Raw genomic sequence first — 17047 nt, forward strand, 5'->3', positions numbered from 1 at the left:
TCGGGTCATGGATGCCGTCACCCGCCCACCGGTACCGGTCAACGAGCCGGTGCTCGACTACGCCGCGGGCAGCCCCGAGCGGTCCCGCCTGGCCGCCGAACTCGCCGCGCAGGCGGCCGGTCCGGTCGAGCTGACGATGACGATCGGCGGCACGCAGCGGATGGCCGCGGGTGACCGCGTGCCGGTGCGCGCGCCGCACCGGCACGAGCTGCTGCTCGGCGAGACAGCGCAGGCGACCGGTGCCGACGTGGAGGCGGCGATCGGCGCGGCGCTCACCGCCGCGCCGGCCTGGCGGGAGCTGCCGTTCGACGAGCGCGCCGCGATCTTCCTGCGGGCCGCCGACCTGCTGTCCGGGCCGTGGCGGGCCCGGCTGAACGCGGCCACCATGCTCGGCCAGTCCAAGACCGTGCAGCAGGCCGAGATCGACTCCGTCTGCGAGCTGGCCGACTTCCTGCGCTTCAACGTGCACTTCGCCCGGACGATCCTGCAGGAGCAGCCGCAGAGCTCGACCGGGGTGTGGAACCGCACGGACCACCGGCCGCTGGAGGGGTTCGTCCTGGCGATCACCCCGTTCAACTTCACCGCGATCGCCGGCAACCTGCCGTCGGCGCCTGCGCTGCTCGGCAACGTCGTGGTGTGGAAGCCGTCGCCGACCCAGCAGCTCGCGGCGCACCACACGATGCGCCTGTTCGAGGCGGCCGGGCTGCCGCCGGGCGTGCTCAACATGATCACCGGTGACGGTGCGGCGGTGAGCGAGGTGGCGGTGCCGCACCCCGCGCTGGCCGGCATCCACTTCACCGGCTCGACCGCGACCTTCCAGCGCCTCTGGTCGGCGGTCGGGGCGAACATCGGCCGCTACGCCGGCTACCCCCGGGTGGTCGGCGAGACCGGCGGCAAGGACTTCGTCGTGGCGCACCCCTCGGCCGACCCGGCCGCGCTGGTGACCGCCCTCGTGCGCGGGGCCTTCGAGTACCAGGGACAGAAGTGCTCGGCGGCCTCGCGCGCGTACCTGCCGCGCTCGCTGTGGGAGTCGCGGGTGCGCGACGAGCTCGCCGCGGTCACCGAATCGCTCAGCTACGGCGACGTCGTCGACTTCGACAACTTCGGCGCGGCCGTGATCGACCTGCGCGCGTTCACCCGGCTGGCCGGCGTGCAGGAACGGCTCAAGGCCGACAGCGGTGCCCGGATCCTCGCCGGTGGCACCAGCGAGGACCGTGACGGCTGGTTCGTGCGACCCACCGTCGTCCAGCTCGAGGACCCGACGCACGACGCGTTCGCGACCGAGTACTTCGGCCCGGTGCTCGCCGTGCACGTGTACGAGGACTCGGCGTGGAGCGACACCCTGGTGCAGCTGGAGTCGGCGTCGCGGTACGCGCTCACCGGCGCGGTGTTCGCGCGCGACCGTGCCGCCGTTCTGGAGGCCGCGCACGTGCTGCGCTTCGCGGCCGGGAACTTCTACGTCAACGACAAGCCGACCGGCGCGGTCGTCGGGCAGCAGCCGTTCGGCGGGGCCCGCGCCTCGGGCACGAACGACAAGGCCGGCTCGATGCTGAACCTGCTGCGCTGGGTGTCGCCGCGCTCGATCAAGGAGACGTTCGTCCCGGCCACCGACCACAGGTACCCGCACATGGGCTGAGCGCCGCTCACGGCGGTCTCACGGCAGCGCCACCTGGATCGGGATCGGGCCGGCGCCGAACCCGGGACCCCACGCGGGGTCGCCGACCAGGACGCCCCGCCCGGGCGGAGCGTCGCCGCGCCGGCGGGGCAGCCGCACACCGGCCAGCTCCCCGTCGGCCGGGCCGGGTGCCAGCAGCACGGCGCACCGGCTGCGCCGCACCTCGGCGCCCACACCCCGGAACGTGATCGCCAGCTCGCTGCTGTCCCCGGCGGCGACCGCGGCGAGACCGGCCGGGCCGTCGCGCACCAAGGTCGTCAGCGCCTCGCCCGCGGCCGCGTCCAGGAAGGCGGCGCTGTCATCGACCAGTACGGCCCGCGGGGCCGGCCGGTCCGGCGGCTGCTCGCCGGGCCGCAGCACCGGGACGTCCCGTTCGATCGCCAGCGCCGTGAGCGGTGAGCGCGCCGGGGCGGCCACCAGCATCGGCACGTCCAGGGCGAGCAGTTGCAGCAACAGCAGGCGCAGCACGGTCGAGCGCCCGGAGCGCGGCGGCCCGGCCACCAGCAGCCGGGCCTGCCCGGCGAACAGGTCGACCGCGACGGGCGCGGCCGCATCGCCGCCCACGCCCAGCAGCACCCGACCTGCGCGTGCGGGCAGCGCGTCCAACTCGACCTGCGGCGGCAGCGGACGCACCCGCACGGCCCCGGTCGCGCGCGGGCTGTCGCGCCAGCGCGTGCGTGCCCGCGCGATCGCGCGCTGCTGCTCGGCTTCCGTCGGCGCCGCGCCGAGGTGCGCCAGCTGGAGCTCGGCCGCGTCGCCCACCCGCACCGCCCGGCCGGGGCACGCGCGGGTGGGCAGCTGGGCGGGTGCGACGCCGGCGAGGGCGGCGTCGTTGCGGTCGCTCAGCGGCAACAGCAGGCGCACGCCCACCTGGCCGGCCAGCCGTGGCGCGAACGTGCCGGGGCCGCCGGCGATCGCGGTGCTGAACCCCGCGCTGGGCCCGGCACGCAGCAGTTCGAGCAGCGCGTCGGTGGTGCCGCCCGCGTCCAGTTCGTCGACCGCCGCGCTGAACTCCTCCCACCCGTCCAGCAGCAGCAGCACCGGTGGCGGCGGCCCCGGTGCCTCGCGCCGCCGGCCGGCTTCGGTGCGCAGCCGGCGCACCAGCAACGCGGCGGTGGTGGCGTCCGGGCCGACGAGCGAACCGGTGTGCGGCAGCATGCCGAGCGCTCCGAGCCCGCCGCCGGCGAAGTCGATGGCGTAGAGCTGCAGGCGATCCGGCGGCAGCTGCGCCGCCGCGCCGACAGCAAGGGTGAGCAGCGCGGACGTGCGGCCGGTGCGCGGAGCGCCGGCGATGAGCAACGACTGCGGCGCGGACAGGTCCGCGAACAGTGCCCGCCGGCACTGCTGGGTGGGCAGATCCAGCAGCCCGAGCGGCACCTGTGTCTCGGTACCGCCGGTGAGGTCGGCCGCCTTGACCCTCTCGGGAAGCGGCGGCAGCCACGGGGCGTGTGGTTCGGCGATGCCGGCCCGCATGGCCGCCGCGCGCAGCGCCGCCACCACCGCAGGCAGGTCGTTGCCGCCGCTGTCGTCGGCGTGCGCGGGCGCCGGCGCCGGCCGACGCCAGTGATCGAGCGGCACGGACGGGACTCCGGCGTAGGGGTCGCCGCCGAGGTGCGCGACCTGCACGGGTACCGGTGCGCCGCCGGCTAGCTGCAGGTAGGCCCGGCCCGGCGTACGTGGGGTGATCGCAGCTGCGTCGTCGGTGCCGATCACGTCACGCGACTCGCCCGGGTCGCTCACCCGCAGGCAGATCCGCAGCGCGGTGTTCGTGCGGATCTCTGCCGAGATCGACCCGCCGGGACGCTGTGTGGCGAGCACCAGGTGCACGCCCAGGGAGCGACCGCGGCGGGCGATCCCCACCAGCCCGGTGACGAACTCGGCCAGCTCACCGGCCAGTTCGGCGAACTCGTCCACGACGATGACCAGCCGCGGCAACGGCGCAGCGGCGCCGGCCGCCCGGTACTCCTCGAGGTCGCGCGCGGCGACTGCGGCCAGTAGCCGCTCGCGCCGGGTCAGCTCGGCCGTCAGGGAGCGCAACGCGCGCCGGGCGAGGTGCGGGTCGAGGTCGGTGACGACACCGACCGTGTGCGGCAGCCGGGCGCACTCGGCGAACGCGGCGCCGCCCTTGTAGTCGATCAGCACGAAGGTGACCGCATCCGGGCTGTGCCGGATCGCCAGGCCGGCGACCAGCGCACGGAGCACCTCGGACTTGCCCGATCCGGTCGTTCCCGCCACCAGCGCGTGCGGGCCGTCGCGGGCGAGGTCGACCACGCAGGGACCGGCTGCGCCGAGGCCGAGCACGGTGTCCAGGCCACCGGTGTCGGCCGCCCACCGCGTCACGCACCTGTCCCGATCCAGCTCCTCGCCCAGCAGCGGCAGCAGCCGGCAACGCTCCGGCACGGCCGCGTCCGGCCGCGAGCCGCTGTCGCGCAGCGGGGCCAGTGCCCGGGCGAGGCGGTCGGCCCAGTCCGGACCGACCCGGTCGGCGATGACCTCGCAGCGCGTCACACCGGTCCGCAGCACAGCCCGGTTGCCACTCTCGCCGGTCGCCGCGAGCACGCTCGTACAGACCGCGGGCAGCGCGGCCTCCCGCTCGTCGACGCACAGCGCGCTGGTCGTGCCGGCGGCCAGCAGGTCCGGCAGGCCGGGGGTATCGGCGAGCACGCCGTGGCGGTCCACAACGAGCACCAGACGGCCAGGCTGCGCCGCCGCCCGGGCAAGCTCGGCGACGAGGGCCGCGTGCTCGCCCGGCGCCGTCGCCACCCGGCCGCCGAGATGCGGCAGCCACCGTGCCCAGCGCCAGCCCGGCTCGCTCGCCGGCGACAGCAACAGGGCGAGCCGCAGCTGGGCCGGTGGATGGTGCGCGCACAACTGACCCACCAGGCATCGGGCGATGCCGGCCGCGATCGGCGCGGGCGCCGCGATGCCGATCGGGCCGTCGGACAGGCCGATCACGATCGGCACCAGCTCGACGGTGCCGGCCGGGCGGGTCACCGGGCCGTCGCGCACCCGGGTGTGTGCCTCTTGCCGGCCGAGCCCCACACGCAGCCGCACGGCGTCCTCGCCCGGCCGAGCCCACAGCCGCGCGCCGGGCAGCGTGGCGATCGCGAGCACGGCGGCCGGATCAGGGTCGCGCGCTCGCCGCGTGGTCGTTTCGGCGTCCAGCGCGGCCGCCAGTCGCCGGACGGCCTCGCCCGTGCCTTGCCGGTGCGTGGCGAGATTCTTGCGGCGGGTGCGACGCCGGTGCCACCGATCGCCGAGAGCGGTCGCGAGCAGGGCCACCGGCGACAGCGCCGTGAACAGCAGGAACTGGATCGAGTGGAATGCGAGCGCCAACCCCGCTCCTGCCGCGGCGGGGATGAGCGCAGCAAGCCACGGCAGGTGCTGCGGCGCCGGCTCGCACGGCGGGGCGGGGAGCGTGATCTCGACCTCCGGCGCCCGCGCGGCGGGAACCGGCGGCCGGTTCAGCAGCACGGCACCGTCCGGCGCGTCACGCGTCAGGGCCGGCCGATCGGTGCCGCGGCGCACGCACAGCACCGTGTCGCCGAGGCGCAGGTACCGCCCCGGAGCGAGCGCGACCGGCCGCCCGGTGACCGGCTCACCCTCGATCCAGCTGCCGTTGGCCGAGCCCAGCTCGCGCACCTGCGGCCCCGCCGTCCCGACCCACACCTCGGCGTGCCGGCGGGAGACGTCCGGATCGGCCAGGACCAGCGTGCTGTCACGGTGGCGGCCGATGCGCGCCGGGCCCGGACCGAGCGCGATCGCGCGGCCGGCGTCCGGGCCACCGACGACCTCCAGCCGGTACTGGCCGGTCACGACGGGAGCGGGTGGAACGACCAGGCCGCCGCTCACGACCGCCCCGGTGCGCGCTCCCGAGCACGCGCCCGCCGGGATCGCGGCGTCGTGCTCGGTGCCGTCCCGGTCGCGGATGGTGACGTCGATACGCATGCCGGCCACGGTCGTCCCCGGCTGCGACAGGATCGGCCCGCCCGCCGCGCCCTGTGGACGAGGTGCCGGTTATCCACAGGGGAGGCTGCACCGGCGGCGGGCCGACACCGGCAACCCGTAGCGTCCGCTCACATCGCCAGGTCCGCTGTCAGGAGGAGCCATGCCAGGACTGAAGGTCACGCCGAGCCAGCTCGCCGCACTGGGCACTGCTGTCAGCCGGGTGTCGGCCGAGGTGCGCGGCCAGCACCAAGGCCTCAAGGGCCAGCTGTCGCCGCTGTTCGGCGCCGAGTGGTCGGGTACCGCGGCAGCACAGTTCGCCGCACTGTACGAGCAGTTCGACCAGCACGCGCGCGGCATGTCCGACGCGCTCGACGGCATCGGGCAGCTGCTCGCCCACGCCGGCGCGGCCTACGCCGAGGTCGAGCAACAGATCGCGGCGTCGTTCCGCTGACGCCGCCGTCGCGGCCGCTCGATAGCGTTGCCGGATGCAGGACGGACGGTCGGAGGACGTGCTGGCGGGCATCGATGCGCTGCTGCAGGAGCACTTCGGGCAGTCGCCGGTGCGGGCGTCGGTGTCCTTCGTCGGCGTCGAGCCGGTCGAGGTGCTGCGATTCGAACCGGTACCCGGCGAGCGCGCCTACCTGAGCCTGGGCATGGCGCGCCGGCCGATGACCGGTGCCGGCGAGCTGGTGCAACAGGCAGACGGCCCGCGTGCCGAGCTGCTGTTGCAGCTGCGCGATCCGACCGACTCCTTCGGTGACGTGTGGCGCTCGCTTGCCGTGCTCGCGGCCGCGCCCGCCGTCGAGGGAGTGGTCTACTCGCCCGGGATGACGGTCGATCTCGGCGCACCGCTCGCGGCCGGCGTGCGGTGCAGCGGCGTGCTGGTGCACGAGTCCGTGATCGGCGGCGTCGACACCGTGGCGGGCCGGGTCGACGTGCTTCAGGTCGTCCCGGCCACGGCTACCGAGCTGGCCTGGTGCCGCGTGCACGGCAGCGCCGCGCTGCGCGAACGTTGGGCCGGGCAAGAGCTGGACCTGCTCGACCTGGCCCGGCCGGCCGCGGACCTGACGTAGCTACAGCCAGCCGTTGCGTTTGAAGGCGCGGTACAGGGTGAAGCAGATGCACGCGGTCACGAACAACACCAGCGGGTAGCCGAACGTCCAGTGCAGTTCGGGCATGTGCTCGAAGTTCATCCCGTAGATGCCGGCGACCATGGTCGGGATCGCCGCGATCGCCACCCAGGCCGAGATCTTGCGCATGTCCTCGTTCTGCACCACCGACACGCGCGCGAGGTTCGCCGTCACCAGCGTGGTCAGCAGGTCATCGAACGAGTTGACCTGATCGACCACGCGGGTGAGGTGGTCCTCGACATCGCGGAAGTAGTCGCGCACGTCCTCCTGCACGAGCGGCAGCGGCGCCCGCGCGAGCGTGCGCAGCACCGGTGCCAGTGGCGCGGTCGCCCGTCGCAGCGCGAGCGCCTCGCGTTTGAGCACGTACATCGAGTTCGAGTCCGGCGGGCGCTGCCGGGTGCCGAACACGGAGGTCTCGACCTCGTCGATGTCCTCCTGCAGCGCCTTCGTCACGACCAGGTACGAGTCGACCGCGGCGTCCAGCACGCCGTGCAGCACCACCGACGGACCCAGGCAGAGCAGGGCCGGATCGCACTCGAGCTTCTTGCGGACGTTCCGCAGGCTGCCGTGCTCACCGTGCCGCACCGTGATCACGAAGTTCGCGCCGAGGAACACCATCACCTCGCCGGTCTCGACCACTTCGGCCGTGCCGCCGGGCAGCGTGTCGTCGTAGTGCACCGTCTTGACGACGGCGAACAGCTGCGCGTCGTACTGGTCCAGCTTCGGCCGCTGGTGCGCGTGCACGGCATCCTCGACGGCCAGCGGGTGCAGGCCGAAGCGGTCCGCGATGCCGACGATCTGCGCGGCGGTCGGCTCGTGCAGCCCGATCCAGACGAACCCGGTGCCGCCGGCCTCGACGTCGTCGACGGCTTCCTGCCAGCTCGGCGCACCCGGCTGGCGCTCACCGTCGCGGTACACGGCGCAGTCGACCACGGCCGACCCCGCCGCCGCCTCGCCCGGCAGCGGCGGATGGCCGCGCCCCCGGCGGCCGGGGACGAGGCGGCCGGGAACGCGCGGGCGCGGAACATTTGGCATCGGCCACATTCTGCCCCGTCCGGCACGGCGACCGGGCAGGATCACCGGGTAAGTGCCAGCGACAGGAAGAGGGACCACCGTGCAGTTCGGCCGTTTCTACGAGGAGTTCGAGGTCGGCGCCGTCTACAAGCACTGGCCCGGCAAGACGGTCACCGAGTACGACGACCACCTGTTCTGCCTGATCACGATGAACCATCACCCGCTGCACCTGGACGCCAACTACGCCGAGCGGACGACCCAGTTCGGCAAGAACGTGGTGGTGGGCAACTACATCTACTCGCTGCTGCTGGGCATGTCGGTGCCGGACGTCAGCGGCAAGGCCATCGCGAACCTGGAGATCGAGTCGTTGCGGCACGTGGCGCCGACCTTCCACGGCGACACCATCTACGGTGAGACCACGGTGCTGGACAAGACACCGTCGAAGTCCAAGTCCGACCGCGGCATCGTGTACGTCGAGACGATCGGTTACAACCAGGACGGCACGATCGTGTGCGTCTTCCGGCGCAAGGTCATGGTGCCGACGCGCGACTACGCCGGTGCGGCCGAGCAGCCCGGACGGCCGGAGCCGATCCCGCGCGAGACGTGATCAGCGCGGCAGGGCACCCCATTCGGTGAGGCACTCGAGCACGCCCGGCGCCAGCTCCAGCGTCGCGAGTTCGGCCGCCGACACCCATCGCGCCTCGGCGGCGTCGTCGCCCGCGCGCAGGGTGCCAGCGACCAGTTCGCAGACGAAGTCCTCGATCTCGTAGCTGGTGCCGTCGCCGTCGAGCCGGATCGCGCCGGCGCGACGGATCGGTCGCACCAGCAGCCCGGTCTCCTCGGCACACTCGCGCACGCACGCCTCGATGGCGGGCTCGCCGGGCAGGCAGCGTCCGCTCGGCTCGCACCACAGGTCCTGCGACGGCCGGTTGCGCCGCCGCACCATCAGCAGCCGCCCGTCGGCGTCGTACACCAGCGCACCCGCGCACGCCTGCACGTCCATCGGTCCACCGTAGGGTGACCGGGTGCGCATCGACCTCCACACCCACTCGGATGCGTCGGACGGCACCGACACGCCCGCTGAGTTGGTCGTCAACGCGCGCGCCGCGGGCCTGGACGTCGTCGCGATCACCGACCACGACACCACCGCAGGCTGGGACGATGCCATCGCCGCGCGGCCGGAAGGGCTGACCCTGCTCGTGGGCACGGAGTTCTCCTGCCGCTGGCATCCGGAGAACGGCCCGGGCACGCCTCGCTTGCGCGGAAGCATCGCGCTGCACCTGCTCGGCTACCTGTTCGACCGCGAGGACGTCGCGCTGCGGGCCGAGCGGGCGCGGCTGCGCGAGAGCCGCCTCGGCCGCGGTCGCGTGATGGTCGAGCGGATGGTCGCCGACGGCCTGCCGATCACCTGGGCGCAGATCGAGGCGCTCGCCGGCAACGGCACGGTCGGCCGTCCGCACCTGGGCCGCGCGCTGGTCGCCGCCGGGGTCGTGGACAGTGTCGACGCCGCGTTCGCCGGGCCCATCTCCTCGCGATCGCCGTACTACGAACCGAAGGCCGACACCGACGTCTTCACGATGATCCGGCTGGTGCGTGCCGCCGGCGGCCTGCCGGTGTTCGCGCACCCGATCGCCACCCGGCGCGGCCCGACCGTGAGCGATGAGACGGTCGCCGCCATGGCCGCGGCCGGCCTGGTCGGCCTCGAGGTCGATCACCCGGACCACGATGAGCGCGACCGTGCCCGCGCCGCCGGGCTGGCGCGCGACCTCGGCCTGGTCGCGACCGGATCGTCCGACTATCACGGCACGAACAAGAGCCGGAACCCGCTCGGCGCCTGCCTGACCGATCCCGAGGCGTACCAGGCGCTGCTCGAACACGCCAGCGCCCGCGAGCCGCTCCGATGACCGTTGGCCCCCCAGCAGGCAGACACGCCGGGGCTGACCCTGCTACGCGGCCAACGCGGCTGTTCGCGTGCACGCCGTCGCGGTTGGCCGCGTTCGACTGCCCGCGCCGCTACCGGTTCACCTACCTGGACCGCCCGCCGCCGCCGAAGGGTCCGCCGTGGGCACACAACACCGTCGGCAACGCGGTACACCTGGCGCTGGCCCGCTGGTGGTCGCTGCCGCGGGAGAGCCGTACCCCGGACGAGGGCGAGCGGCTCGTCGAGCGTGAGTGGAGCCAGCAGGGCTTCAAGGACGACGCGATGTCCCAGCGCCACCGGGACCTTGCCGCGCGCTGGGTGCGTGACTACCTGGACGGGATCGACCCGGACGCCGAACCGGTGGGCGTCGAGCGCACCGTCGCGTTCCCGACCGGGCAGCTCGCGGTGAGCGGGCGCATCGACCGGGTGGACGAGCGGGATGGCGAGCTGGTGGTGGTCGACTACAAGACCGGACGCCGCGGCGTGAGCGCCGACGAGGCGCGCGGCTCGCAGGCGCTCGCGCTGTACGTGCTCGCCGCCCGGCGCGTGTTCCGGCGCCCGTGCCGGCGGGTGGAGCTGCACCACGTCCCGTCCGGCGAGGTCGCCGCGTGCGAGCACACCGACGGGTCGCTGGCCCGGCACCTGGCCCGCGCCGAGGCGACGGCGCAGGACATCGTGGCGGCGACCGACACGCTGGCCGCCGGCGCGGACGCCGACGAGGTGTTCCCGGCGCGCCCCGGACCGGTGTGCTCGTGGTGCGACTTCCGCGCGCACTGCCCGCAAGGCGCCGCCGCGTCCACCGAGATCACCCCCTGGGCGGGACTGGCCGAGCTCGGCTGAGCGGCCCATCCCGGCGGGCTCCCGCCGCGGGCACCGACCGTGATCAGCCGGCCGCTGCCGCGCGGCGCTTCGCGTCGCGGTACAGCGGACCCTCGCGATAGCGCACCGGCAGGGTGCGGGTGGCGGTGCGCAGCGTGCGCATCCCCGCGGCCGTCGCCAGCTGCGCGCCGGGCAGCGGCGGCAGCCGGTACATGCGCCGCGCCCACGGCGGCAGCAGCCCCACCGCCAGCGAGGTCACGGTCGTCCAGCCGAGCCGGGCGGGCAGCACGTACCGGCGCGGCACCGGCAACGGCGGGGCGAGCACGAACCGGGCCGCCGCGCGCGCCTCGGGCGTGCCGGCCAGTCGCGGCCGGATCTGACGCAAGAACGCGCGCAGCCCGGCCAGATCGCGCACGATCCGATCGTCCGGGACGCCGACCAGTTCGGCCGCGATCACCTGCTCGGCCACGTACCGGTCCACCTCCGCCGCGGTGAGCCGCAGACCGGCTGCGCGCGCCGCGGCCAGGAACGAGTCGACCAGGCAGGCGTGCACCCAGGCCAGCTGCTCGCCGTCGTCCACGCCGAGCCTGCGGTGCACGCCGCGCACCCGGGCCGCGGCCCGGTCGGCGTCCGCCCGCGTCCCGAACGACACGACGGCGACGTAGCGGACGGTGCGCTGCAGCCGCGGCCACGGATCGTCCTGGAAGTCCGACACCTGCGCCAGCTTGGCCATCGCGCCCGGGTGCAGCGCCTGCAGCAGCAGCGCGCGCAGCCCGCCGACGACCGCCACCGGCTCGCCGTGCACGCGCCAGGTGACGCTGTCCGGCCCGAAGTAGCCCAGGTCGCTCACGCGCTCCACAGTGGCACGCTCAGCCCTGCGCCCGCCAGAACTCGATCAACGCGGTCGCGGTGGCCTCGGGATTCTCGACGGCGGGGGAGTGCGCGGCGCCGTCGATCTCGACGCACCGCGCGCCCAGCCGCAGTGCCATCTCGCGCTGCAACTGCGGCAACCACGCGTCGTCGCGCACGCCGAACATTACGAGCATCGGCAGCCCGGCGGCGGCGAGCTCGGCGACCCGGTCGGGTTCGCTCGTCACGGCCTCGCCCATGCCGGCCAGCATCGCCGCCGAACCCGCCACGAACCGCCGCTGCATGAACGCGGCGAGTTCCGGTGGATCCGGGACGTGATCCGGTTCGCTCGCCGCGAGGGCTTCGCTGGCCGCGTAGATTCCGGCGACGCCCAGCTCGGGCAGCAGTGGGCGCATCAGCTCGATGCGCTCGGCGCGCGAACCGCTCAGCGCGGCCGGGCCGGAATCCATCAGCACCAGCGAGGCGAACAGGTCGGCACCGGCGAGGACGGCGGCGCGCGCGACCAGCCCACCGAACGAGTGGCCGACCAGGTGCACCCCGTCGCCGAGCTGCGCGGCGATCTCACGCACCCGGCTGCCGAGCGCGCCGGTCGTGTAGCCCGCGACCTCGGTGGGTCCGGGCGATTCGTACTGCCCGGGCAGGTCGATCGCGACCGCGTGCAGTCCCGCGCCGGCCAGCGCGTCCATGATCGGGCCGAAGTCCTCCTTGCTCCCGGTGTAGCCCGGCAGCAGCAGCGCGGGGCGGCCGTCCGGTGGGCCGCTGTGCAACGCCGCGATCGGCCCGTCCGCAGTGGCGATCGACAGCGGTCGGGCGGCGCCGAGATCGAGCTGGCTGGCGATGCGCGTCATCGATACACCGCCGTCCGGTCGCCGGCCACGACGAAGCCGGTGCCGAACGCGTACGCGGTGCCGCCCGAGGCCGTCCCGACGGCCAGGGTGCGCTGCACGGTGCCGGTCACACCGTCGAGCAGGTTGATCGCGCCGCCGCTGACGGTGGCGACGATCGCGTGGGACAGGTCCGGGGTGGTGGCGTCCTCGCGCGAGGTGACGGCCGGCGGGTTCGCGGTCTGTGCAGACCACAGCACGCTGGTGCCGCTGAGCCCGACGGCGTAGGTGTAGCCGCCGGTGCTGACCAGCTGCGCCCGCGCGGCCGCGATCGCCTGCGGGTGTTCGCGGGCGGGCGCCTGCAGCGGGAGGGTGCTCACGGTCGTGCCCTTCTGCTGGTCCAGCACGGTCAGCGCCGTCCCGCCCGGGTGCACCGCGCTGATCACGCCGTCGGCTGACGCGGGCAGCAGCGTGCTGCCGATCAGGTTCCACTTGATCTTGTCGGGGTTCTTCGCGTCGTCGTGGTTGTCGCCGGCAGTCGCGTCGCGCAGCAGCAGTTGCTGTCCCGCGCCGCAGAACTGGCGCTCGCCGCAGTCGGGCTTGCGGCAGGTCTGGCTGATCAGGGCGCCACTGGACCCGAGTACCGCGCTGTTGATGGTGCAGCCATCCTGGGCGAACACCCAGCGATCCAGGCCGCCGTTGCCGTCGTTCGCGGTGCCGTCCGGGCTGAGGGCGTAGATCACCTGGGGCGTCCACACCATGAAGGTGAACTGCCCGACCGCGTAGGACGGATGCCCGTTCAGCTCGTGGCCGTCCTTGTCCAGCGTGCGGACCCACTGCCGGACGCCGGTCTGGGTGTCGAGCGCGGTCAGCTCGTCGCAGTTGCCGTTGACCTCGTACACCGCGATCGTGACACCGCCGAGCTGTGCAGCGGTGCAGGTGGTGCGGTCGTCACGCGTGTAGCTCCACATCGCCTTGCCGGTCAGGCCGTTGCGTCCCGTGACCGCATGCTGGGAGTAGGTGACCACCGTGCCGCGCCAGTACGGCGTGCCGATGGCCGTGTGGTCGGCACTGGTCCAGGCAGTGCTCAGCGTCGCGGACGTGGTGCTGAGTGGCACGTCGGGAGCTGGGCGAGCGGCGGTGCGCAGCGTCGCGTGCGAGATCTCTCCGTGGTTGTAGGCGATCTTGACGATCACCCCGACGGCGATCACGACCACCGCGATGGCGGCCGCGTACCCGATGCGCCACGGGCGCAGGCGCGCGTTGTACTCCCGGACGCTCACCGGTCCATCCTGACCTATTGCGGCGGCGTCACTCCGCGGCGGGGCCGGTGGAGTTCGCCGGGCGGCGGCGCCGGCGCCGGGCCGGCTTGGCCGCGCCGTCGGCGGCCGGGTTCGCGGCCGGGTCGGCGGACGGAGCCTCGGACGCCGCGGCCCCGTCGACCGGTCGGCCGCCGCGCGTGCGCGTCCGGTTGCGGTTGCGTGCCGGCCGGTCCGCGCGCGGGGCGGCCGAGCGCTGGCCGCCCGGCCCACCCGAACCGCGGCCCGGGCGGGTCGACTTCGGTGCCCGACCGCCGAGGTCCTCCAGCTGCTCGGCGTCCAGGCCGGCGCGGGTACGTTCGGCCCGCGGCAGCACGCCCTTCGCCTCGGCCGGGATGTTCAGCTCGAGGTACAGGTGCGGCGAGGTGGAGTACGTCTCGACCGGCTCGTGCAGCGGCAGGTCCAGCTTGTCGCAGATCAGCTTCCAGCGCGGCATGTCGTCCCAGTCGACCAGCGTGATCGAGTTGCCCTTCGCTCCGGCGCGGGCGGTGCGGCCGATGCGGTGGACGTACGTCATCTCGTCCTCGGGCGCCTGATAGTTGATCACGTGGCTGATGCCCTCGACGTCCAGCCCGCGCGCGGCGACGTCGGTGGCCACCAGCACGTCGACCTTGCCGGACCGGAATGCGCGCAGCGCCTGCTCGCGGGCACCCTGACCGAGGTCGCCGTGCACGGCGGCGGCGGCGAAGCCGCGGCTGAGCAGGTCGTCGGCGACCTTGGCGGCGGTGCGCTTGGTGCGGGTGAAGATCAGGGTGAGGGTGCGGCCCTTGGCCTGCAGCACCCGGGCGAGCAGCTCGAGCTTGTCCATCGAGTGCGCGCGGTAGGCGAACTGGTCGATGTGGTCGGTGCGGGGCGTGCTCGCGCCGTGCTCGGCCCGGATCTGGATGGGCTGGTTCAGGAAGCTGCGCGCGAGCGCCACGATCGGCCCGGGCATCGTCGCCGAGAACAGCATCGTCTGCCGCTTCTCGGGCAGCATCTTCATGATCTTCTCGATGTCGGGCAGGAAGCCGAGGTCGAGCATCTCGTCGGCCTCGTCCAGCACCAGGATGCGCACGTTGCCGAGCACCAGGTGGCCCTGCTGGGCGAGGTCGAGCAGCCGTCCCGGCGTGCCGACGACGACGTCGACGCCCTTGCGCAGCGCGTCGACCTGCGGCTCGTACGCGCGGCCGCCGTAGATGGTGAGCACGCGCGCGCCGAGCTGCTTGCCGGCGGCGGCGAGGTCGCCGGACACCTGCACCGCGAGCTCGCGGGTGGGCGCGACGACGAGCGCCTGCGGTGCGGCCGCTTCGCCGCCGGGCAGCGTGAGCCGGTTGAGCAGCGGCACGCCGAAGCCGAGGGTCTTGCCGGTGCCGGTGCGCGCCTGGCCGATGAGGTCGTTGCCGGCGAGGGCGATCGGCAGGGTCATCTCCTGGATCGCGAAGGTGCGCACGATGCCGACGTCGGCGAGCGCCGCGACGATCTCGGGCTTGACCTCGAAGTCGCTGAACGCGGGGCTTTCGGCCGCAACCGGTGCGCGGGCCTCGAGCGGCTCGGGTATTTCCTCGGTGAGCAGGTCTGTGGAGTTGTCGGTCATGTACGTCCCTGTTTTCAGGTGCGCTGACCGTGTCTGATGTGGTCTCGGTCCTGGCCGCCTGCGACCCCGAGCGGGGGGAGGCGTGCAGCGAGGTGCGGTCAACGCGCAGATTCGTGATGCTCTTGCACCCTCATGCTACCGGTCTGTCCCGATACCCTGCCCACGTGCCCACACCTGACGCGATCATCGACCTGCTGGCGGCGCTCGCGTACGGCGAGCTGAGCGCGTTCGACCGGCTGGCCGACGACGCCCGGATGTCGCCCACGCTGGCCGGCCGCGCCGAGATGTCGGCGATGGCGGCGTTCGAGTTCGGTCACTACGAGCGACTCGCCGGCCGGCTGCGCGAGCTGGGTGCCGACCCCGCGGAGGCGATGGAGCCGTTCGTCGCGGCGCTGGACACCTACCACGCGCTGACCGAGCCCTCGACCTGGCTCGAGGGCGTGGTCAAGGCGTACGTCGGCGACGGGATGGCAGCCGACTTCTACCGCGAGGTGGCCTCGTTCGTGGACGAGTCGACCCGCACCCTGATCCACGAGGTGCTGGCCGACAGCGCGGGTACCGCCGCCAACGCAGGCGTGGCGGGCGGGGGCGGCCGGGCCGAGTTCGCGCTGCGCGAGGTACGGGCCGCCGTCAGCGCCAACCCGGCCGCGGCCGACCGGGCCGCGCTGTGGGCCCGGCGGCTGGTCGGCGAGGCGATCTCGCAGACCCAGCACGTGCTCGCCGACCGCGATTCGCTGATGATGCTGATGGTCGCGGGAACCGGTGGGCTGTCCGGCGTCGCGAGCATGATCACCCGCATCACCGAACGGCACGAGGAGCGGATGCGCGCCCTGGGTCTGGCCAGCTGAGCCGCGGTCGAGGCGGCCGGGCAGCTCAGCCGGCGACGAAGCCCACGCTGCGCTTGTCGGCCTGGGCGATCTCGACGTAGGCGATCAGGTTCGCCGGCACGATCACCTTGCGGCCCTTCTCGTCGGTCAGTGCGAGCTGGCCGTCGACGCTCTTGAGCGCGGTCGCGACGAGCTGCTCGACCTCGTCCGGGGTCTGCGAGCTCTCGATCGCGATCTCGCGCGGCGTGTGCAGCACGCCGATCTTGACCTCCACGCGGGTCCTCCTGCAGTTCGTTGCGGTCGTGGCCGTCCACGCTAGCCGAGCGTGCGCGGCGCCGCCGTCAGAACCCCTGCGCCCAGAGCGAACGCGACCCGGAGTGCCCAGAGCGAACGCGACCCGGAGTGCCCAGAGCGAACGCGACCCGGAGTGCCCAGAGCGAACGGGAGTCAGTGCGGCAGCTCGGCCTGGCGCGGGAAGTTCGCGATGCCCCGCCACAGCAGGCCCTCCAGCAGCCGGATGGCATCGGCCTGCGAGATCGGCCGCTCGCTGGCGAGCCACCAGCGGGCCGCGACCTGGGCGGCGCCGGTCAGCGCGGTGGCGAGCAGCTCGGCCGAGGCACGGTCCAGGCCGGTGTCGACCGCGACCGTGTCGGCGACGGCCTTCATCGTCTTCTCGGTGACGGCCTCGACGCGTGCGCGCACCGCGGGCTCGTTGCCCAGGTCGGTCTCGAAGATCAGCCGGAACGCGCCGTCCTCGTCGTCGCGGTCGACGAACTCGAAGTAGGCGCTCAGCACGCCGTGGATGCGCTGCTGGTTGTCCTCGGTGCGGGCCAGCGCCTCGTGCACGGCGGCCGACAGCGCCTCGGCCTGCGTGTCGAGCAGCGCCAGGTACAGCTCCAGCTTGCCGGGGAAGTGCTGGTACAGCACCGGTTTGGACACCCCGGCCCGCTCGGCGATGTCGTCCATCGCGGCCGCGTGGTAGCCGTTGGCGACGAAGACCTCCTGGGCGGCGGCGAGCAGTTGCTTGCGCCGGGCCGAGCGCGGCAGCCGGCCGGCGCGGCCGAGGCCGGCGGCTCCCGCGCCTGCGCTGCTGCTCATCCTCACCGCCTCCGCCTGGAATGTCCGGC

The 17047-nt window shown here is 73.9% G+C and carries 16 protein-coding genes; 7 read left to right on the forward strand and 9 right to left on the reverse strand.

What is annotated here, in order from left to right:
* Positions 1 to 7: 7 nt before the first annotated feature.
* Positions 8 to 1636, forward strand: a complete 1629-nt coding sequence (pruA, locus tag M6B22_RS16545) for an L-glutamate gamma-semialdehyde dehydrogenase (RefSeq protein ID WP_269442671.1) — start codon at positions 8 to 10, stop codon at positions 1634 to 1636.
* Positions 1637 to 1654: 18 nt separating this feature from the next.
* On the opposite strand, the gene M6B22_RS16550 is transcribed toward pruA, so the two are convergent.
* Entirely contained in the window at positions 1655 to 5623 is a 3969-nt protein-coding gene (locus M6B22_RS16550; protein WP_269442672.1) for an FtsK/SpoIIIE domain-containing protein, read from the reverse strand.
* 160 nt (positions 5624 to 5783) lie between these two features.
* On the opposite strand from M6B22_RS16550, the gene M6B22_RS16555 reads away from it, so the two are divergent.
* Positions 5784 to 6074: a WXG100 family type VII secretion target gene (locus M6B22_RS16555; protein WP_269442673.1), complete on the forward strand. Its 291-nt coding sequence runs from the start codon at positions 5784 to 5786 to the stop codon at positions 6072 to 6074.
* A 34-nt stretch (positions 6075 to 6108) separates the two neighbouring features.
* A complete protein-coding gene (locus M6B22_RS16560; RefSeq protein ID WP_269442674.1) occupies positions 6109 to 6696 on the forward strand; it encodes a suppressor of fused domain protein in 588 nt (195 codons plus the stop codon).
* Here the strand turns inward: M6B22_RS16560 and corA are convergent, their stop codons facing one another.
* Positions 6697 to 7788 (reverse strand): magnesium/cobalt transporter CorA, encoded by a 1092-nt coding sequence (gene corA, locus M6B22_RS16565; RefSeq protein ID WP_269442675.1) that lies wholly within the window; start codon positions 7786 to 7788, stop codon positions 6697 to 6699.
* A 79-nt stretch (positions 7789 to 7867) separates the two neighbouring features.
* Between corA and M6B22_RS16570 the strand changes: the two genes are divergently transcribed.
* Positions 7868 to 8374, forward strand: coding sequence for a MaoC family dehydratase (locus M6B22_RS16570; RefSeq protein WP_269442676.1), 507 nt, complete (start codon positions 7868 to 7870; stop codon positions 8372 to 8374).
* Here M6B22_RS16570 and M6B22_RS16575 read toward each other — a convergent pair whose 3' ends face one another.
* Positions 8375 to 8770, reverse strand: coding sequence for an NUDIX domain-containing protein (locus M6B22_RS16575; protein ID WP_269442677.1), 396 nt, complete (start codon positions 8768 to 8770; stop codon positions 8375 to 8377). It lies immediately after the preceding gene.
* Positions 8771 to 8792: 22 nt separating this feature from the next.
* Here M6B22_RS16575 and M6B22_RS16580 point away from each other — a divergent pair, with 22 nt between their 5' ends.
* Positions 8793 to 9671 (forward strand): PHP domain-containing protein, encoded by an 879-nt coding sequence (locus M6B22_RS16580; RefSeq protein ID WP_269442678.1) that lies wholly within the window; start codon positions 8793 to 8795, stop codon positions 9669 to 9671.
* Positions 9668 to 10528 carry a RecB family exonuclease gene (locus M6B22_RS16585; protein WP_407935535.1) on the forward strand — a complete coding sequence of 287 codons (861 nt, stop codon included), beginning with the start codon at positions 9668 to 9670 and terminating at the stop codon, positions 10526 to 10528. The genes M6B22_RS16580 and M6B22_RS16585 overlap by 4 nt, the downstream gene beginning before the upstream one ends.
* 43 nt (positions 10529 to 10571) lie before the next feature.
* On the opposite strand, the gene M6B22_RS16590 is transcribed toward M6B22_RS16585, so the two are convergent.
* The 4 genes from M6B22_RS16590 to M6B22_RS16605 are packed head-to-tail and all read right to left on the reverse strand — an operon-like array spanning position 10572 to position 15093.
* Positions 10572 to 11357, reverse strand: a complete 786-nt coding sequence (locus M6B22_RS16590; RefSeq protein WP_269442680.1) for an oxygenase MpaB family protein — start codon at positions 11355 to 11357, stop codon at positions 10572 to 10574.
* A 19-nt stretch (positions 11358 to 11376) separates the two neighbouring features.
* Positions 11377 to 12225, reverse strand: a complete 849-nt coding sequence (locus M6B22_RS16595) for an alpha/beta fold hydrolase (protein ID WP_269442681.1) — start codon at positions 12223 to 12225, stop codon at positions 11377 to 11379.
* The gene (locus tag M6B22_RS16600; RefSeq protein ID WP_269442682.1) at positions 12222 to 13484 is read right to left on the reverse strand and encodes a hypothetical protein; all 1263 of its coding nucleotides are present in this window, start codon (positions 13482 to 13484) and stop codon (positions 12222 to 12224) included. The genes M6B22_RS16595 and M6B22_RS16600 overlap by 4 nt, the downstream gene beginning before the upstream one ends.
* A 28-nt stretch (positions 13485 to 13512) precedes the next feature.
* The gene (locus M6B22_RS16605; RefSeq protein ID WP_269442683.1) at positions 13513 to 15093 is read right to left on the reverse strand and encodes a DEAD/DEAH box helicase; all 1581 of its coding nucleotides are present in this window, start codon (positions 15091 to 15093) and stop codon (positions 13513 to 13515) included.
* Positions 15094 to 15257: 164 nt separating this feature from the next.
* Between M6B22_RS16605 and M6B22_RS16610 the strand changes: the two genes are divergently transcribed.
* Positions 15258 to 15941, forward strand: coding sequence for a ferritin-like fold-containing protein (locus tag M6B22_RS16610; protein ID WP_269442684.1), 684 nt, complete (start codon positions 15258 to 15260; stop codon positions 15939 to 15941).
* A gap of 25 nt (positions 15942 to 15966) precedes the next feature.
* Here the strand turns inward: M6B22_RS16610 and M6B22_RS16615 are convergent, their stop codons facing one another.
* Both M6B22_RS16615 and M6B22_RS16620 read right to left on the reverse strand, forming a co-directional pair.
* Positions 15967 to 16194 (reverse strand): DUF3107 domain-containing protein, encoded by a 228-nt coding sequence (locus M6B22_RS16615; RefSeq protein WP_269442685.1) that lies wholly within the window; start codon positions 16192 to 16194, stop codon positions 15967 to 15969.
* A 173-nt stretch (positions 16195 to 16367) separates the two neighbouring features.
* Entirely contained in the window at positions 16368 to 17018 is a 651-nt protein-coding gene (locus tag M6B22_RS16620; RefSeq protein WP_269442686.1) for a TetR/AcrR family transcriptional regulator, read from the reverse strand.
* Positions 17019 to 17047: the final 29 nt, after the last annotated feature.

The sequence above is a fragment of the Jatrophihabitans cynanchi genome (assembly GCF_027247405.1).
GTDB lineage: Bacteria > Actinomycetota > Actinomycetes > Mycobacteriales > Jatrophihabitantaceae > Jatrophihabitans_B > Jatrophihabitans_B cynanchi.